Source organism: Lacrimispora sanguinis, assembly GCF_044987295.1.
GTDB classification, from domain to species: domain Bacteria; phylum Bacillota; class Clostridia; order Lachnospirales; family Lachnospiraceae; genus Lacrimispora; species Lacrimispora celerecrescens_B.
The window spans coordinates 5,248,376-5,265,743 of sequence record NZ_CP173277.1 but is presented as its reverse complement, the minus strand read 5'-3'; the positions used below and the strand labels follow the sequence as shown (position 1 = coordinate 5,265,743).

The window sequence follows — 17,368 nt, the reverse complement described above, 5'->3', positions numbered from 1 at the left end:
AGGTAGTGTGTAAGGAATATTTCCTTGTGTTCAATTTAGCAAAAATCTCGATTCAAAAACCGCCCGCTGCATGAAACATGATTTTTTCGACATGAAACATGAATTTTGCGCTACGGCGTTAATAGTTCAACGCTGATTTCGCCGTTTTGCACGTGTAGCACCGCAAAGTCGCTTTGATGGGTATTGCCGAAAATATCGGTAATCTCATACTGGTAATAGTAGTCTCCATCAAAGAGGTTCGCTTCCTCCGCAACGACAGGGCCGTTGACGGTGAAGCCGCCGCCCACAAAGGAGGCATCCTCGGCGGTATCCATGTTGGCGGCGTCAAAGACGAATTCTACCCGGTCGCCGTCCATGAGCTTCTTTACCTCGCGGCTGGACATACCGGTTTCGCTGTCAATGCCATCCCATGTGCCGATAACCTCGTACTCGCCGCTTTCCCGATGGTAGAGCATGCGCAGGTTGGTAGGATTGTCGTTCACCTGTACGGGTACGGTGTAAAGGATGTAGTCGTCGGTAAAGCTAAGTGCCACCATCATGCAGAGATTGTCATTGATGATCGTCCAGACATTGCGGTAGTTGTCCCAGAAGCGGGTACCTCCGTCATCCTGATTGATGTCAAAGTCGCTCCCCAAATACCAGAGGGAATTGCTGTCCTCATCGTGGTAATAAAGGTCGAAGGCAACGGTGCTGACGATTTCCGCACCGCTGTTAAAGGTGAGCAGAATGGAGCCATCCTCGGTGATCTGGGTGGAAAAGTCCACGGTGTAGCTGCCCTGCTCCAGTGTTTCAGCCGATGCCACATTGTCAACAGAAATCTGTTCCCCGGTGGCGGTATTTCCCGCAGAGGGATAGATGGGCTGATTGACCTTCACGCCGGCGGGTACTGTCCAATCGAACAAACCCTCCAAAAAGCGCAGATACTCTCCGCTGGTAGCTGCAATATTTGCGTAAAGGTCGAGCTCGTCAGGTGTCATGGCAAGAGGCATATAAATAGACAATCCGTTGCCCCTTTGCCTTGCCTGCCCCGCCACGGCGTATGGAACCGCTTCATGCAGCGCAGCCATCAGCGTGTCGCCGGTTTCTGTGAGAACACCCTGCGCACCAAGCGTCAGGTCGCCCAAATCCACCATGTTGGTATAGCCCTCGCCATCGTTGTTGCCGCCATAGTTTTCCGCTTTCATGATGGCTTGGGTGAGCGGACGGAGCTTATCGGTTTCGGCGGTATAGCCCTTCATTTCGGCAGCCATATTGTTGAAGGCTGCCGCCAGCGCCGGAATTTTAGAGAGATCGGTCACGGCCAGCGTCGCCATACTCTCGCTGCCGCCTGCGGCGCACTTGGCATAGAAGCCGTCACAGATGCGACTGCCTACGGCAAGGCCGTCGGCGGTGGGTTCTTCGGCCAGATAGGAGAGCCAGTCGGTGTAATCCCAGCCGGTGCCGGGTTCCAGCTCCTGTGAGGCCACCATGTACCGGGCATAGGGCGTTACTGCCGCCGCTGTTTCCATGGTGGACATGAGGCAAGCGTCAAAGCCGACCAGCTCGAACTGCACCCCGGCCATCCCGATGCCCTGTGCCAGCTCCTTGAGACTGAGCATATCGCCGCCGTTTAACTCGTCCGCCGCAATACCCGCTACGCTGCCGCCGCCGTGATCCCACAGCAGACACATATATTTGTCTGCGGGATAGTTTGCAACGCCCCATTTCAGGAAGTCGCCCAGGGTTTCCGCCGCCCCCATGCTGGCGAGGGGCTGGCTGTCCTTCAGCTTGATGCTTTCGGGAATCACACGCCACCGCTGAAGCTGACCGGGATCGATTGCGTCAATCGCCCACGCCTGTGTGCCGCCGGTCTGAACCAGTACGTTCACCTGTTCAGATTGGGCGGCCAGTGCCATCTCCTGTAGGTTGATGGAGGCAAAGCTGCCGTTTGTCTCCAAGTCGGTGCCGCATAAATAAACCAGCACCGTCCATGTGTCGCCGCTTGGATTGCTGAGCGTCAAGCCCTGGGTAGGGTGAAACGCTTCTAGATCCTCATTGCTGCCGCAGCCTGAGAGCAGGGCACATAGCATGACAAGCGCAAGCAAAAATGATACTATTTTTTTCTTCATTGGAAACCTCCTCGTAATGGTTGCTGATTGAATGAAATAAAACCTTTTGCCTTCCTGCTCACTCTATCAAAATTCGCCGCTGAAAACCGTCCGCTGCATGAAACATGATTTTTCCGACATGAAACATGATTTTAGACACAGCAAAACCGCCCACGGAGTTTTCCGTGAGCGGTTTAGGCTGATGACAAACCCGCTTCGCTGGGCTTTGTCATCAATTCCACCCCGCACGATCTGCGGATCGTGCGGGGACCCCTTGCAATTGAATACGTTTGCAGGGAATGAATCCCCGCAAGCCGGACGCCGCCACTGGGCGGCGGCTCGGCGCACGCCTCGCTTCCACAGGGAAAATTTTTGGTCGGAGTGAATCCTCCCAAAAACAATTGGATTACCGGGGACAAAACCTAAGGTTTTTCGGTTATCTTTATGCCGGTTTTCCTTTGTCTACAGTCTGAACCGCCCACGGAGTTTTCCGTGAGCGGTTCTTATGCTGGCTACGATGCCGACCCGGTATAGGCAACGCCGGGCTGAATCACTGCCTGACCTGCTGCACCGTCCCAGTACACGTTGAACTGCGATGCTGTGCCGGAGAGCTTTTGTGCAAACTCGCGCAGTTGGAGGTAGTTGGTGTCTCCGTCAATCAGTCGGGCGTCGGAGAATGTAAAAACTTCATCACCCAGCTTGAACTTCGTTCCGCTCTGCCTGACATTCGTTGTATTTTGGAGCTTGGTTTCGGTCACCGCGCCACTGTAGGCCTTGCCTGGTTCAATCACGGCATATTGGCCGTCCCAGCCCACGTCAAACTGTGCGGCAGTGCCGTTTAACATGGCAGCGATTGCGCGAAGCTGCAAGTAATTGGTGCTGTTTATGGTGTACGCCGCCGCCACGGATACGGGCTTGCCGCTCATGACAAAGCTCGTCTTGCTCGGGGCAGCGGTGACGGTATTGGTGGGGGCTACGGGTTGCGGTGTGGAGGACGGTGTGTCGGTAAGTGTATCAGCCTTTATGAAGACGATTTTGGCTAAGTCGGGAGCGGCGCCCTTCGAGTATCTGGCGAATACTCCACCCCCTGTGCCTATTGCAAGGTAACTTTGGTTTTCATAAGGCCTTATTGTGCTGAAGCCGGATTTTGCATAGGTGTTGATTCTATACGTTAGCTTGTTAATATCCGCATGCAATTGCAAATCCGCTGCACAATTATTACTACAGACCACATAACGGTCCCAATACTCAATTGTATATTCAGGTCCGCGGTCTTTATCTTCGCCTACGAGTGTAACCTTAAATGGTTTATCAGGCTTTTTATCTGATAGAATCAGCCAGTAATTATATCCGTTATCAGGGTATACCCATCTGTCACCGATTTTCATATAGTATTCGCCGGATTCAATCACGGTGGCGTTGGCGTTTGAGGGTGTTGACGTCGATGATGTCGTCACCTTGGTCAGTCTGGATGCCCACATATAATACGTTTTGCCCTCATACTTTACCGTCGCCCAATCACCGTTTATCTCGGTCACTTCCAGAACAGTATCCGCTGGAAATGTCCCAATAACGGTGCCGTCCGGGCTTGACCTGTAGACCGGGTTCGTACCGACCTTATACATCGACGGTGGAGAGGTCACTTTACGTTCGACGGTAAAATCACCCATGTTTAGTTTAACAGTGGAAGTGCCGGAAGGGACTTCATATTCGCTGCCCGGATACATACTATTACCTTTGACTGTAATGTGGAGCGAGTCGCCGCCGAGCACCCCTGAAGCTCCGTCCGTATAGGTAGCCTTAACGGAGTAGTCGCCTTTGCTGAAGGTAGAACTGCCCGCATCAGGTTCGTCCGTCACTTCAACGGAAGAAACAAACGGCGTAACCGTAAACGGAATGATGAATGACTTATTCCCAACGACTACCCACAGGTCTTTCTCTCCGGGTGACCAGAAGCGATAGCCCTTCGTGATTTGTATGCCGTGCTCTTTATACTTCATACCGCGAGCCCCGGCGTAGTAGATCAGGTCGTCCCAGTCTAAATCAAATTGGGATTCATTATGATTCGTGTAGGCAAGGACACTTACTAGAATGGATGTCGGGTCAAACTCGTCCGCGCCTTGGCGGTAGGTCGTCTTAGACATCGACGATTTAAGTGTGAGTTCATTATTGCTTCTTCCCCAGTCAACATCCGGCTGCACCTCAACTCGCATAGAAGCAACGGCGGTTTTGGATGGAATTTTAATCCCAGCTTTTGTCCATCTGTTGTATTCCGAATCCGACATTTCACATTGTAAGGTCAAGGTGAAATGGCCTACCTGGGTAAATATGTACCCTTCTTGCAGTGGCATACCGTTTAGCCACCATTTAGGGTTGTGCCCGAAGTGAGCTTCGTTTGCACCGCTGTAGAAGTACCCAATTGTAGCCCTGATGTTTTCGAACCTTTCACCAACAGTAAAGGTATCTGCGGGGATACCGGAAAACCCTTTGCTTGAAACGATTTCGTATCTGCCGGTCAGTGCATCGAACGGACAAGCTGCGCTTGCCGTCGTCGGCAGCATGGTCAGTGCTATACACAGTGTGAGCAGGATGCTCATAAAGCGTTTTTTCATAATTTTTCCTCCTATTCATATTGAACGAAATAACGTTTATTTCTCCACGTTCAATTTATCAGAAATCTCTCTGCAAAACTGTCCGCTGCATGAAACATGATTTTTTCGACATGAAACATGATTTTGGAGAAAATCAGGCTCCTGTCTTTTTTGCTTTTCGATGTGTATAAGCACAATATCGCGCGAAAATCGACGAGTACGCACAAATTTTATCTTGTATTTGCCATAATTTGATGATATACTGTAATCTATTACTTGTATAAACGATTTTCGACTTTTAGAAGGACGTGAGGCGTGTTATGGGTGTCAGCTATAACAAATTATTCAAACTGATGATTGACAGAAAAATAAGAAAAGGCGAGCTATGCAAGGCGGCGGGCATCAGCAGCGGTTCGCTTCTGAAAATATCGAAGGATGAAAACATATACGTTGATATTTTGGTTCGGATTTGCAGTGTTTTGGACTGCGACTTCGGCGACATCATGGAGTATGTTCCTGACGAAAATTCCGTTATAAAATCTGAACCCGTTAATCGGCAACGACCCAATTTGCAGGAGGGAGAGCCTGGGAGAGTTTCCGAAGAAGTCTAATAGAACATGGAGGGGTGCTTATGCTGCAAATTGCGGTCTGTGACGACAATATTGAGGAGCTATCCAATATGGTACAGCTGATAGACCTGTACCGAACATCAAGAAATCTAAACTGTGAACACGCCGTCTTTCCAAACGGATTTGAACTGATTTCGGCCTTGGAAAAAGGAAAGCGGTTTGATATATACTGTCTGGATATTATGATGCCGGGCTTTACCGGCATTGAGGTGGCAAAGGAAATCCGCGCCTTTGACAAAACCGCGCCGATTTTATTCTTTACCTCATCGCCTGAGTTTGCCTTGGAAAGCTACTCAGTGAAGGCGATCAACTATGTACTCAAACCAATCTCAAAAGAAAAACTGTTCTTCACCTTTGATGAGTTGCTGGAGCAAATCAAAGCGAAAGAAGAAGAGGATGCGGTCATCGTAAAGAGCAATGACGGTATTCAAAAAATACTGATTTCCAATTTGGCTTTTGCCGAGGTCATCGGCAGAAACGTGCTGTATCACCTACGCTCCGGCAAGGTCATCGAATGTACGGAGCCTTTTTCCGCTGTCTGCGACAATCTTCTGAACTATGGGTGCTTTATCAAACCCCACCGCTCCTATCTTGTGAATATGCAGTATGTGGATACCATTGAAAACCATCAGATAATCTTACAGACCCTTTCCGCTGTCCCGATTGCACAGAGCAAGGCAAAGGAGATTAAGCAGCAATATCTGAATTATCAAATGGAAGGGGAATAAGAAAATGGAGGGAGGTGCTTTTCAATGGCAGTAACAGTGATAGGACTCTTACGGTTTGGGGTTTCTCTGGTTTTTGGCATCACGGTGACTGTTCTCTTTGGGGGAATAGAACCCACAAAGAAAAACAGGTTCACTACCGGTTTGCTCTGTGTCATTTTCCTTTTCGTTCAAACCGCCAGTTGGTGGCTTTTGGGCTTGGATATGACATCAAAGCTATATCCGCTGATTATCCATCTGCCGCTGATCGTGATATTCTCTTTATACTATAAACGTCCGTGGCTCATCTCCGCCGTCAGCGTGCTTTCCGGTTATCTTTGCTGTCAAGCACCACGCTGGTTCGGTTTCCTTGCAGGTGCCGCTTTAGACAGCAGACTTGCGGACCACGTTTTTTATGTTGGGGCGATAGTTCTGTTCTACTATTTCCTGAAAAAGTATGTGGCGGCTTCCGTCCGGCATCTTATGGAGGTGTCCACTAAATCCTGCTTATTTTTAGGCGGGGTGCCGCTTTTTTACTATCTGTTCGACTACACCACCGCCATCTACACCAATGTGCTTTACAGCGGCACCGAATGGGCGGTACAGTTCATGCCCTCAACAATCTCTGTTTTCTATTTTGTGTTTGTTATCCTTTACTACGCTGAGACACAAAAACAGGCAAGCCTTCAAAGAGAAAAGGATATGTTGGATGCGCAGTTCCGGCTGGCGCAGACAGAGTTTGCTTCTCTGCGGCAGTTACAGCAGAACGCCGCATCCTATCGGCATGATATGCGCCACCATTTTGCGCTTTTACAGGGACTGGCCTCCAAGGAACACATAGAGGGGATTAAAGAGTACCTACGAACTGCCCAGTCCGACATGGATGCCATCACGCCCACACGCTTTTGCGAAAACGAAACCGTCAACCTGATTTTGTCCGCTTTCGCTACGAAAGCGAAACAAGGGTCAATCATGCTGACGGTGGATGCAAAACTGCCTGATTTGCTTCCCTTTAGCGATACTGAGCTTTGCTCGCTCTTGTCAAACGCTTTGGAAAATGCCATACAAGCCACAGAAACTATACAGGATAGTAATAAACGCTCTATTACGCTGCGAGTGTATTCCAAGAATAACAAGCTGTGCATTGACATTCGCAACCGTTATCAGGCAGAGCCAGTATTCAGGCAAGGGCTTCCTGCATCAAAAGAACAGGGGCATGGCTTTGGGATTAAAAGCATGGCTCATATCGTGGAAAAGCATGGCGGCGTATTTCAGTTTTCGGTTAAGGATGGCTGGTTTATATTTCAGGCAACTGCATAATCTCTTAATTGACTTATTTTTCGCTATTTATACCAGTTCACTTGAGTAGTTCAAGGGGGCTGCAAAATGACCCCCGCCCCCGTCCACGGAAAATCAGATGAAAAGCAGGGTCGAGATTTCCCTGCTACTTCTCTCATTCTTTCCGATAAATAACGGAGAGGTAGCGTTCCGAATGTATCAAGATGAATGGGAATGGGGGTCTTTTTCGTTGTCGAGCGTGCGACTGGGGCAAACTCGTTTCTTGCCACTTCCGCTGTTTGTTTCTCCTGCTTTTCACCTTTCAAGGTATCAAAGGTGATGTGAACCACTGCGGTCTTATTATCGCCTATCCCTGATTCTGGAGTTACAGGCGCTATGTAATCCTCATATGCGAGGGTATTATCGTTGTCGGGCGTGGGCATCTGCTCTACAAAAAGCAGGATATACAGGTTAGAGCTTTGCCCACGGTTTTTTTCACGGAAACGTGCTTCCTTTTGGATGTAGCCTGCGTCAGTCAGCTCCTTTAGGGCACGCTTTACCGTAGATACAGATATATGAAGCTGCTCGGCCATTGTAGGAATAGCCGGAAAACAGGTCAAATCTTTGTTGGATCGGTCGATCAGGTAAATCAATACAGAAAGCGCACGGCTTTTCAAATCGCTGGCATACGCTTGTTGTTTCAGCTCCGCTTGCTTGGTCATCATCGAAATCCTCCTTACGCCGGGGCGTTATGCCCCGGCGATATATTTTGTCATCATCGTTTTGTACTGTTTGGAATTGCTCATACCGTCCGTAGGTTCAGGCTGGTAGTCCAAAAACAGCACCTTATGAAAATTGCTTTGCAGAATTGCTGCATAGTCACTTCTGACCGCCTCATGGGTAAATGGGCAGAGTATATAGGCATCTACGGTATCCAATCGTTTCAACAGCCGCACAGAGTTGGGCAGCTCATAGGTCTTTGTGCCGCACACAATAACCAGCAGACCCGCATCATACACCTTTTCATTTAGAACTGGCTGACAGCCCAAATCATGGATAATAAAATTCACCGGTTCTGCCGGTGGCTTTGTTCCGTATTGGACTCCATCCATTCGCCAACCCTCTCCCATCGGTTCCATTTCGTAGGCGGCCGCCATGGTGGTTAAGATATTGCTTTCATTTTCCTCCACATAGCAGACAGAAGCCCCCACAGCCGCCAGCCATGCGCAAAGGCCGAGTGCTGTTGTAGTTGCTCCCATTCTCGACTGTGAAGAAATCACGGTGACATGGATATTCTCGCAGTCAAAACGATAGGTTCTCCTGCCGCCTGTTTTTTTCGTGCGTTCCTTGGCAGCATAACGCACCATGCCCTGTTCACTCAGGCACTCCAAAATCTCACGCTGGATTTCCGCAATATCAGTAGAGCAGACGATATTGCCCACACCGCTTTCCAGCAGAGAACGGAATAGAGGACTATCCTCCAAAAGTCCCTCGCAGATTACAGTAATGCGGGGGTTATACATAGTCAGAAATTCTTCGATAGCCCCTGCAAATTCTTCATCATCATCTCCAAAGGCAATGCGATCCAGAACAACTTCTGTTACATGAGAAAAGTTTCGCATATCATAGACAATAAATTGCTTCAGGACAAAATTGCCCGCCATTTTCTTGATGGGCATTTCGCTGTCGGCATTGTACCAGCCGGTAAAATCCAGCAGATTGGTGTGCTGCGTAGATGAAAGATATAAAATCATGTTTAGCCTCCTGGTCAGTTTCCAATCGCCCAAAACGGGCCTCCTGCGGCGGCGCCTTTCCGAGCCTCGTTTATTATCAGTGACAGATCCCACTCCTGTTGGCTGCGTTTGTGGCTGGCAGGGTCAGCCACAAGGATTTTCCCCTCGCTGGTAACACCCCGGAGGACGATAAAGTGTCCGCTGTTCGTAAAATGCCCCTTGCTCATAATGGCAACCACCAGTTTGCCGGACGAAAGGGCATCCACGATGTCCTGTGCGGACAGACCCCCCTCGCAAGATAATCCGTAACCCCCGGCGGCGGCTGGTATCAGGCTGTGATAGGAGCCGTTACCTTCGCAGCGGTGTCCGTTTGCTACGGACCAGTTTGACAACTCAATCGGGTCATGTGCCGTCCCGGTCAAGGTGGAAATCACAATGGACATAGAGGTAGGGCCACAGCCCGCCTCGCCAATGGTACTTGATTGGCCGTACATAACATTTGTCCAGCGTTCATCAAGCTGGTTGTAATAAACAACCTCCATGCCGCCGTCTGTAAACACAATTCCTTCGTAGGACTGCCCGATGCCATCCATATAATCCTGTTCGTGAATACCCAACGTCTGATTGTAGCCATACTCCTTTTGAAAATCCTCCACCACCGACAATTCATCACCGATCAGCCACTGCGCCAATACGGAAAATGGACTGGTAATCAGGTAGAGGATTAAGGCAATGAGCATTAAAAAGGTAACTGTCGGGGTCAAAATAATGATGAGCAGGCGCTTCCGTGCCTGCTCATCGGTTGCGGCCTGAGCCGCTATCTGTGTCAATATTTTTGCGGTCAATGGATCAATGGCCAAATCTAATCGCCTCCTAACAAAAACCGGACGCAACCAGCGTCCGGCTCTTAAAGTAATTTACATTCAAAAGGGTTCCTCATACTTAGAAAGAATGAGGAACCCCTTACAATACATGAGCACAGTACCATATCAACAAGGAGGGATAGCGTACTACTTACTTATTAAAGTTTCGGCTCCCACGCAGGCATTGCCTGTCCTTAATCTGCCTGTAGCGTGTACTGCTCATGTCATTGCCCTCTTATTATACAGATTCTATCTTTACCGGAAAAAGGACTTCTCCCTCCTTGGCATTCTGCAATCTCTGTATGCACTCTCTGCATACATATTCCCTCCCGATCTGAACGAGTGCTGCTGCGGATTGACAAAAGTGGCAACCCATAACTGGTTTTCTAATGGTGATCTTATCAAAATCCAAAGTGATTTCCAACTCATCCTTTTCTGAGATATTGAGCGTTTGCCTATATTCAATGGGGAGAACAATACGCCCTAACTCATCCACTTTTCTTGTCATAGTAAGACCTTCTTTCTGCATTGTATGTGTTCAAAATATAGTACATGTACTATCTATCATACATGTACTAATTATAATTCATCTCCTATCATAAAATCAAGAGGTGATTTTATGATTAGCTATGCACCGTTTTGGGAAACTCTTAAACGAAAAGGCATTACGACCTATATGTTGCGGGAAAAACACAATATTAGCCCCAATACCTTAACACGAATGAAGAATAATAAATATTTGAGTATGCGAACGATCGAGGATCTCTGCAAAATATTAAACTGCCGCTTAGAAGATATTGCAGAATATATAGAAGACTGAGCAAAGTGGTCATTGCGTTTTGGTGTTTATCTGCCACCCGCCTTACCCATATACATCATCTTATAATCCGGAATCTCAAAGTTAATGTGCAGGCGCTTCGCTCCTACCATAAAGAGGGCGTGTCCACGCTTCCGAGCCAATAACAGCTCCTGTTCGGCTTCGGTGAGGTCGTAGAGCTTGGCTGTTTCCTTTAGATTGGGACCGTCTGTTCCCATCAGGAGCTTGTAGCAAGGAATATCAAGGAGCGCCTGCCCATACTGCCTGATGCTCTCAGAGAGGAAGTCAATAACGCTGTGGGAGATAATAGCCAAGGCTGCTTCATACTTTCTGGCACGCTTCATGGCGTTTCGGAGATACACAAGGGATTGCGGCACTTTTTGGTCAATCATCAAATAAGCCTCATCGCAAATTAAAAGTACCCGTTCATCCCTGTTTCGGCTCATCTGCTCCCAGCAGTAGGTCAAGAGGTTAAAATACTGTGTTCGCTTGATGTTATCACTGGTTCCTTGGAGGGCATTGGTGTCCAAACAAACGAACCGGCTTTCGCTTTTAATGGTAGTGTGGCCGTTCCAAATAAAGCTGTCTGAGCCTTCGGCAATGTCATAGAGCAGCAGGGAGAGGTCGGCATAAGCCTGCCTGTCCTGTTCGGTATCTGCTTTTTCCTTTACCAGCTTATAAAGGTCGGAAAAGATGGGAAAGTCCTCCGGCGAAAGTACCGCCACATCGGTGTCCCATGTGATATTGAAATTCCGGTACAACTCCACAAGGCTCTTTTTGAGAACCGCCTTTTGCATATCGGTCAGTGACGGAATGTAAAGGCTGAAGAAAATTTCAAGGTTCTTCATGTGGAGAGCCAGGTCATTCATACCATAACCTTCATCACGATACAGTCGGTCGGCCTCATTTTCCTGTTCATCATCACGGGGGGACGGACGGACCTGAAGGGGATTGAAACGGCCACCGGCGCCGCCCACAGCATTGACCCAATCACCGCCGCATCCAAGATTATAGCAGAGGTCTTTGTATTCACTTTCCGGGTCGATTACAATGATTTTAGTGCCTTTCATGTACTCGGACATGATAATATGCTTGATAGCGGTGCTTTTTCCTACTCCGGAATTACCCATAATGACAAAGTTGCTGTTTGTCCTATCGCTGCCGCGCCGCCAAATGTCCACAATAACAAGGCTGCCGCTGGAGTCCAGTGCAAGGTAGTAACCCTCTCCATCATTAAAACCGGAGCTGGCAAAAGGAAAGCCGCCCACAAAGGTGGACAGCGGCACAATTTTTTGCAGGATGCTTTCAATCTTCCCATTGGTGGGAAAAGACGGGGAAAGGTGCTGAAAGCACTCCTTTTGCAGATTGGGGATGACCCGCATTTTGCATTTGAGAACGCTGATGATACTCTCCGCACGGCGGCATACCTTTTTGAAGGTGCGTTCGTCCTTTGAAATGGGCATGACGGATACGCTCATCAGCCCCACGGTTTCCCCCTCACGGTCAATCTGCATGATGATTTTTTCGCCGTCCTCGGCGGCTTTTTCTGCACGCTGACGAGATAGGGGGTCTTTGGCACCTTCCGCAAGTCCTCGCTGTTGCACCACGCTTCGGGAAATGGCGTTGATGAGGGTGGCATTGTCCACCGGCTTAAAGCCAATGGATACAATGGTTGATGGGATATTGGTTATTTTAGAAAGCCACTCCGTTTCCACTTTTTGCGGATAACGAATCAGGCCGTAAATCTTACCGAGATTTTCCCCCACAGAAAGGCTGTTCTTAGTAAACTCCAGCCCCACAGGGGTAATCACATTGAGCAGGGCGGCATTTGTAATATCTCTTTCTTGTACTATTTGTTTTTTAGGCATAGATGTCCTCCTTTAACATGGGCATACCGGCCTCAAAGTCTGTATCCTCTAAATGGGTGTAGGAGGGGTTGTTGACAAGGTTCAAAAGCCGCACGATTTCCTTTTCCGTCAGTATGTCGCAGCCGACTCCATTGGTGGTAAACTTCTCCGCCAGCAGGGATGCCCGTTTGAGTAAATCCTTTTCCACGCCGTCCTCATAGCGATCCCAAACAGAAATATAAAACTGGCGTTCTACAATTTCGCCGGACAGGGCAAAACTACTCATCTGCAAAATTTCCTGCCGCAAAAGCTCTTTTCGCTTATCATCGGCGGTCTTTAACATTCCCTGCATATCGGAAATCAAAGGTGAAATATCTACAGGGCGGCTCACCGCCATAAACTTGAACGGGTACTGAATGTCTGATAGCTCGGCGGTAATCTGCTTGATTAGGTTGTTTTTTTCGGCTTTGCTGTATAAATCAATGCTGATTGCATGGACACGCAGATAAACCAATACCAAGCCATCCTTGGTGTATAGGTATTTGTCTTTTACATCCCGCACGTTGATAAACTGCTGTGCAGTCTGAATGGCGATTGCTGTTTCGTCTGACACCGGCCGTTTCTTCGCCGTTTTCAAGAACAAAAGCAAAAGACCGCCACCCACAAGGGTGACGGTCAGCATAATAATCGGGAATAAAAGTCCCTCCATTTATCGTTCCTCCATTTCTTCGGCGGCTTCCTCGTCAAAAGCCTCCTGATCGAGCAGCCGTCGGTAGCGTTCTCTATCCTGCTGTGCCTGCGGTAAATTTAGGTATTCCGTCAGCCTCATATCTCCACGGGCAGACTCCAGCTTTTCCTCAAGGCCGGTACTGCGCTGATAGATAGTAAGCATTCTGCTAAAATCCACAATTCCTCGTTCTTCCGCATGGGCAAGGAGCTTTCGCACATTATCAAGCCCCACATCAAGGTCGATGGAAAAACTGCCCATGGTGTGATACCATGGGCAGTTTGGATTGTATTCCATCATAAAGCAATTCTGATCGAGGTCGAATACCATACGCATTTCAAGTTCGCTGCGCTCCGCATAAGACTTATTGTATTCGGATATTTCTGTGGGAGCAATCCTTTGGCAGAACATATCCGCATCATCCAGCCGGGGATTCTGATATTGTCCAGCATAGTCCAAATGTTCAAAAACCCGGTGTATGGGCTGTGGCGGAGAAAATGTCTTTTGAAGCTCCTGCGCCTGAAGCATACGCAATAGCGGGGATAAGGCATTAGCCCCATAGTGAGCCGAAAAGTAGTTATTCTCACCATTTTCTCGAATGATGTAAATTGCTCGGTTTCCCATACGCCACCTCACTTTATCGGACGAATATGCCAATCACTGAAAAGTGAATCTCGAATGGTCAAGTCATCCGTCAGGTTGATTTGCAGCATTCCGGCCGGTGTCCATGCGTCGATACACTCCGCATAGGTCGTGTATCGTCCGTCAGGGAACCAAACCGGAGAAAAGTGACAGGGGCGGCCATAGGTGCTGTACTTGTTTTTCTGAAATTCAAAGGTACTGGAATATCCGGTATTCAGCCGTTTGAGCAACCTCCAATAAGCCGTATAGTTAAACTCAGGGAAGTATGCCACCACGTTCTGCGCACCAGTGATGTGGCTGCTGGGTGCGGAGGAACGGATCTGTGCCGACACATTGGCGTTCAGCCCATAGCCGCTTTTCATTGTCTTACCGGAAGCCGTAGGCGATTTTGCATCCGGCTTGGTCTGCATCTCTGCGGTCAGGCTGGCCGAATAAGAGAGCCAGGCGTATTCCCACCATCCCTCATCTTCCCACCAACCATCCTCATCCTCGCCACCGCTGTGCCATACCCAATACTCATGCCACCAGCAGTCCCATTCTCCCCATGTCAGGGAAGTCACGTTCGGCTTGTTAGGCTTGGATGGGATAGAAAACCCGTCATTGCGGTCATTGGCCTGCGGATCGGGCGGAGGATTCTTATCGAGGTCTACAATCTGTGCCACAATCTCGCTGCTGCTCACAGAGCAGTTACTGGAAACGGTAATCGTAACATATCCCGGCTCCTTTGGGGTACGCCATTTTACCCACGCAAGCTGTGAACCGCCGTCAGGGATATAGATACTGTTATGGGAATAGGTGCTTCCGTTGATGGAAAACCGTGCGTATGCGGGATTATCCGGCGTTTTTTGTGAACCGGTCGAAAGCGTAACAGCCGTGATCACCTCGGTATCACAGCGGTAAATCACATTGCTTTCCCTTGGCGGCTCAGGGTCAGGCTCGGAAAAGCGGATAATGCCCAGCCCCAAGTTTGCAATAATGGTTTCATCATTCTGCGCCTGTGTGGTAGACCCACCCCATGCAGGGAAGCCCAAATCCGGTGTTTCAAGGAACATGGACAGCGGCAAATTTTTGTGAGATAGGGATACCATCTTGCTCCGCAGACCGTTTCCCACCTGTTTGTTGTAAAGAGCCGCTTCGGTAGCAGTCATGGCAAACATAACGCTGTTGTACTTAAAATACGCTATCGGCTCCAAAAGAATTTTGTACTCCCCACCGATCAGGGTGTCATAGTCAAAGCCTGCGGCATTCGCTATGTCCCGAATGGTTCCTGCACGACAAAAATAGTTTCGGATGGCTGTAATGTTGCTGGAGCCGTTTGAGCTGATAATGCGGGGCATGGCGTTTGCTGGCTTAAAAGATGTGTAGCCGTTTTGCTTTGGTGACAGTGTAGAACCATTTTTATAGCTGATTTTGCTTTGATATTGAAAATGAATAGCTATATCTCCATTTGAGTCATTCGACAAATCAATTGGCGTTGATACTGGTGTGTTGTCGCTGTCACGAATAATCGTGATGCGTACACCATCACGCCCCGGCGTCCATGAGTTTTGCCCGGTTCCCTGTCCCATGTCACCGCCACCTCCGTCAATGTTGGGGTCAGCGGCAAAGACAGGAACGGATAAAGAAAAAAGCATTGCCAGTAAAAGCAATGCACAAATCAATCGTTTCAAGTTTCCACCTCCAAAGTAAAAAGGGATACAGCCGTCAATCGCTGTATCCCTCTGAATAGGTTATTCCATTTTACATATCGCCAACCGGATCGCCGGTTCCAGCGTTGGGGGCAGTTTTTGTTTCGTTTTCTTCTCCGCTATCTTCAACCCACCCAAATCCCGGAACATAGATTGCGCCATCTGAACGCTTTTCTCCGCCCTGCGGCTGCTCCTGCTTTGGTTCAGTCTTGGGAGCAGAATTGTTTCCCGACTCGGCTGGCGGGGGACTGGAGGGAGGAACGGCCTCTGCCGGCGACTTCGGTTTTCCATCAGACGGCTTGCTTACCTGTCCCTGCGGTTCATTGCTGGCAGGCGGCGCAGGCTGTTCCGGTGTTTCTGACGGCGTGACCTCAGATGTGTTACCATCCTGTTTGACCTCTGGCGTTGTTTCCGGCTTAATCTCCGGCACAAAAACCTCAACCTCGGCAGGGGGTGTACTCTCTACAGGAGCCTGTGGCGGCTGACCGCCCATATTACTGATATAATAGAAAAGTCCTCCTGCAAGGCAGATTGCCACAAGGGACAATGCGGTAATAACCGCTTTTTTCTTCGCTGTATAACTCTTTTTCATATGATGGCCTCACTTTCATACTGTTATGAATGTTTCAGCCCTATTTACCCATATCGCTGTTTTTACCCAACTTCATTATATCCTGAATCTTCCTGCGCGTCCAGACATTTCAGGGGGCAGAAACCGTCATTTTAGAATTTGGGCATATAGGCTGACCGTGTACGCAATTCCATCTGTAGCGGCGGGAGCTTCTCCCAGCCAAAGGACAGAGGAATTTCGATGGTAATGCGGGCGTCCGCTTCCAGATTGTTGGCGGCGTTCCCCGGTGTCAGGGGTGCGTTGGACAATTCCACGGAAAGCCCTGACAGGCGGTATTCGTAGCCTTCGGCCTGCCGCTTGATGTGGTAGCCGTCCTGCTCATCCGTGCCAAGCAGATTGTTAAGGCGGTAATACACATCATCGTAGTCAAGGTTCTCCTGCCAGCTATCGCCGGACAGGATATAACCGCCGGAATACCCCTCACGCAGTCCGTTGTAGGCTTCGTCATAATTGGTGGTGACTACGGTGATAACCGCCTGCTGGAGTCCGTCACGGACACCCTGCACGATGATCCCCAGCCTGAAAAACTCCGAGATGGCACAGATCAGAAGCAGCAGCCCTAAAATTAGGGCAACCGTCAGGGGCGTTGAACCGCCCTTTTTATCTTTTATGATTTTTTTTAGTCGCATAAACTCCGCCCCCTTTACTTGTAATAGACTTCGGATTTTCCGGTTGCCTTGGCCTGAAGCTCAATGGGGAACGGACCAAATATGAAAAAGCCAATGTCCACCGTATCGGTCAGAACCACCTCAATATCTCCGTTAAGCTGTACCTTTCGTCCGCTGTAATAGTCACAATCCCAGCGGATGTTCGGGTCAAGGCCGGTCTGATCCCGCATATCGGAAATACGGGATTCCACGCTGGTGCTTCCCTTGATTTCCGCTTCACGCACAATCTCCGCGGCGAAAATATCAAGCTGCTGCTTTGTGGTAAAGACCGGGAACAGGGAAACGGCAAAGGACACCACCAGTAGCAGGCAGAGAATGCCGACAGCCACATCCAGATATCCCTCACCTCGTTTTGATTTCAATACTTTTCTAAGCATAGCCGCACCCCCTAAAACATTCCCGACATGGCGCCGAGGATTTGATACCCCATGACCCCCATATATAGGAGCAGCATACAGCCAAG

At 49.1% G+C, this 17,368-nt stretch carries 17 protein-coding genes; 4 read left to right on the top strand and 13 right to left on the bottom strand.

All coding sequences use genetic code 11. The features are described from left to right. Positions 1 to 110: 110 nt before the first annotated feature. Positions 111 to 2,108 (bottom strand): clostripain-related cysteine peptidase, encoded by a 1,998-nt coding sequence (locus ACHZES_RS24625; RefSeq protein ID WP_395547461.1) that lies wholly within the window; start codon positions 2,106 to 2,108, stop codon positions 111 to 113. Between the two features lie 491 nt (positions 2,109 to 2,599). Continuing rightward, the gene (locus ACHZES_RS24620) at positions 2,600 to 4,699 is read right to left on the bottom strand and encodes a hypothetical protein (RefSeq protein WP_395547462.1); all 2,100 of its coding nucleotides are present in this window, start codon (positions 4,697 to 4,699) and stop codon (positions 2,600 to 2,602) included. Between the two features lie 299 nt (positions 4,700 to 4,998). On the opposite strand from ACHZES_RS24620, the gene ACHZES_RS24615 reads away from it, so the two are divergent. From ACHZES_RS24615 to ACHZES_RS24605, 3 genes are read left to right on the top strand one after another with little or no spacing between them, the layout of a single operon-like run. Then, a complete protein-coding gene (locus ACHZES_RS24615; RefSeq protein ID WP_395547463.1) occupies positions 4,999 to 5,289 on the top strand; it encodes a helix-turn-helix domain-containing protein in 291 nt (96 codons plus the stop codon). A 20-nt stretch (positions 5,290 to 5,309) separates the two neighbouring features. Next, positions 5,310 to 6,035, top strand: a complete 726-nt coding sequence (locus ACHZES_RS24610; protein WP_395547464.1) for a LytR/AlgR family response regulator transcription factor — start codon at positions 5,310 to 5,312, stop codon at positions 6,033 to 6,035. A 24-nt stretch (positions 6,036 to 6,059) separates the two neighbouring features. Then, positions 6,060 to 7,331 (top strand): sensor histidine kinase, encoded by a 1,272-nt coding sequence (locus ACHZES_RS24605; RefSeq protein ID WP_395547465.1) that lies wholly within the window; start codon positions 6,060 to 6,062, stop codon positions 7,329 to 7,331. 50 nt (positions 7,332 to 7,381) lie between these two features. On the opposite strand, the gene ACHZES_RS24600 is transcribed toward ACHZES_RS24605, so the two are convergent. The 4 genes from ACHZES_RS24600 to ACHZES_RS24585 form a co-directional block, all read right to left on the bottom strand. Further along, positions 7,382 to 8,014, bottom strand: coding sequence for a helix-turn-helix domain-containing protein (locus ACHZES_RS24600; RefSeq protein ID WP_395547466.1), 633 nt, complete (start codon positions 8,012 to 8,014; stop codon positions 7,382 to 7,384). Between the two features lie 24 nt (positions 8,015 to 8,038). Beyond that, positions 8,039 to 9,043: a hypothetical protein gene (locus ACHZES_RS24595; RefSeq protein WP_395547467.1), complete on the bottom strand. Its 1,005-nt coding sequence runs from the start codon at positions 9,041 to 9,043 to the stop codon at positions 8,039 to 8,041. A gap of 14 nt (positions 9,044 to 9,057) precedes the next feature. Beyond that, entirely contained in the window at positions 9,058 to 9,882 is an 825-nt protein-coding gene (locus ACHZES_RS24590; protein ID WP_395547468.1) for a C39 family peptidase, read from the bottom strand. 241 nt (positions 9,883 to 10,123) lie between these two features. Then, positions 10,124 to 10,393, bottom strand: coding sequence for an AbrB/MazE/SpoVT family DNA-binding domain-containing protein (locus tag ACHZES_RS24585; RefSeq protein WP_395547469.1), 270 nt, complete (start codon positions 10,391 to 10,393; stop codon positions 10,124 to 10,126). A 111-nt stretch (positions 10,394 to 10,504) separates the two neighbouring features. Here ACHZES_RS24585 and ACHZES_RS24580 point away from each other — a divergent pair, with 111 nt between their 5' ends. Next, positions 10,505 to 10,705 (top strand): helix-turn-helix domain-containing protein, encoded by a 201-nt coding sequence (locus tag ACHZES_RS24580; RefSeq protein WP_395547470.1) that lies wholly within the window; start codon positions 10,505 to 10,507, stop codon positions 10,703 to 10,705. Between the two features lie 26 nt (positions 10,706 to 10,731). Here ACHZES_RS24580 and ACHZES_RS24575 read toward each other — a convergent pair whose 3' ends face one another. From ACHZES_RS24575 to ACHZES_RS24545, 7 genes are all read right to left on the bottom strand, one after another. Further along, entirely contained in the window at positions 10,732 to 12,570 is a 1,839-nt protein-coding gene (locus ACHZES_RS24575) for a VirB4 family type IV secretion system protein (protein ID WP_395547471.1), read from the bottom strand. Further along, on the bottom strand, positions 12,563 to 13,258 hold the full coding sequence (locus ACHZES_RS24570) for a hypothetical protein (protein ID WP_395547472.1): 696 nt from the start codon (positions 13,256 to 13,258) through the stop codon (positions 12,563 to 12,565). Before ACHZES_RS24570 ends, ACHZES_RS24575 begins: the two co-directional genes overlap by 8 nt. Beyond that, positions 13,259 to 13,900, bottom strand: a complete 642-nt coding sequence (locus ACHZES_RS24565) for a hypothetical protein (protein WP_395547473.1) — start codon at positions 13,898 to 13,900, stop codon at positions 13,259 to 13,261. Positions 13,901 to 13,908: 8 nt separating this feature from the next. Beyond that, entirely contained in the window at positions 13,909 to 15,588 is a 1,680-nt protein-coding gene (locus tag ACHZES_RS24560; RefSeq protein WP_395547474.1) for a hypothetical protein, read from the bottom strand. A 70-nt stretch (positions 15,589 to 15,658) separates the two neighbouring features. Further along, positions 15,659 to 16,198 carry a DUF6550 family protein gene (locus ACHZES_RS24555; protein WP_395547475.1) on the bottom strand — a complete coding sequence of 180 codons (540 nt, stop codon included), beginning with the start codon at positions 16,196 to 16,198 and terminating at the stop codon, positions 15,659 to 15,661. Positions 16,199 to 16,329: 131 nt separating this feature from the next. Then, a complete protein-coding gene (locus ACHZES_RS24550) occupies positions 16,330 to 16,866 on the bottom strand; it encodes a hypothetical protein (protein ID WP_395547476.1) in 537 nt (178 codons plus the stop codon). A 14-nt stretch (positions 16,867 to 16,880) separates the two neighbouring features. After that, positions 16,881 to 17,282, bottom strand: coding sequence for a DUF4320 family protein (locus ACHZES_RS24545; RefSeq protein ID WP_395547477.1), 402 nt, complete (start codon positions 17,280 to 17,282; stop codon positions 16,881 to 16,883). Positions 17,283 to 17,368 lie beyond the last annotated feature (86 nt).

Excerpts from the sequence above, each read along its gene's own strand:
- ACHZES_RS24625 (WP_395547461.1), bottom strand. The coding sequence starts at position 2,108 with ATGAAGAAAAAAATAGTATCATTTTTGCTTGCGCTTGTCATGCTATGT.
- ACHZES_RS24620 (WP_395547462.1), bottom strand. The coding sequence starts at position 4,699 with ATGAAAAAACGCTTTATGAGCATCCTGCTCACACTGTGTATAGCACTG.
- ACHZES_RS24615 (WP_395547463.1), top strand. The coding sequence starts at position 4,999 with ATGGGTGTCAGCTATAACAAATTATTCAAACTGATGATTGACAGAAAA.
- ACHZES_RS24610 (WP_395547464.1), top strand. The coding sequence starts at position 5,310 with ATGCTGCAAATTGCGGTCTGTGACGACAATATTGAGGAGCTATCCAAT.
- ACHZES_RS24605 (WP_395547465.1), top strand. The coding sequence starts at position 6,060 with ATGGCAGTAACAGTGATAGGACTCTTACGGTTTGGGGTTTCTCTGGTT.
- ACHZES_RS24600 (WP_395547466.1), bottom strand. The coding sequence starts at position 8,014 with ATGATGACCAAGCAAGCGGAGCTGAAACAACAAGCGTATGCCAGCGAT.
- ACHZES_RS24595 (WP_395547467.1), bottom strand. The coding sequence starts at position 9,043 with ATGATTTTATATCTTTCATCTACGCAGCACACCAATCTGCTGGATTTT.
- ACHZES_RS24585 (WP_395547469.1), bottom strand. The coding sequence starts at position 10,393 with ATGACAAGAAAAGTGGATGAGTTAGGGCGTATTGTTCTCCCCATTGAA.
- ACHZES_RS24580 (WP_395547470.1), top strand. The coding sequence starts at position 10,505 with ATGATTAGCTATGCACCGTTTTGGGAAACTCTTAAACGAAAAGGCATT.
- ACHZES_RS24575 (WP_395547471.1), bottom strand. The coding sequence starts at position 12,570 with ATGCCTAAAAAACAAATAGTACAAGAAAGAGATATTACAAATGCCGCC.
- ACHZES_RS24570 (WP_395547472.1), bottom strand. The coding sequence starts at position 13,258 with ATGGAGGGACTTTTATTCCCGATTATTATGCTGACCGTCACCCTTGTG.
- ACHZES_RS24565 (WP_395547473.1), bottom strand. The coding sequence starts at position 13,900 with ATGGGAAACCGAGCAATTTACATCATTCGAGAAAATGGTGAGAATAAC.
- ACHZES_RS24555 (WP_395547475.1), bottom strand. The coding sequence starts at position 16,198 with ATGAAAAAGAGTTATACAGCGAAGAAAAAAGCGGTTATTACCGCATTG.
- ACHZES_RS24550 (WP_395547476.1), bottom strand. The coding sequence starts at position 16,866 with ATGCGACTAAAAAAAATCATAAAAGATAAAAAGGGCGGTTCAACGCCC.
- ACHZES_RS24545 (WP_395547477.1), bottom strand. The coding sequence starts at position 17,282 with ATGCTTAGAAAAGTATTGAAATCAAAACGAGGTGAGGGATATCTGGAT.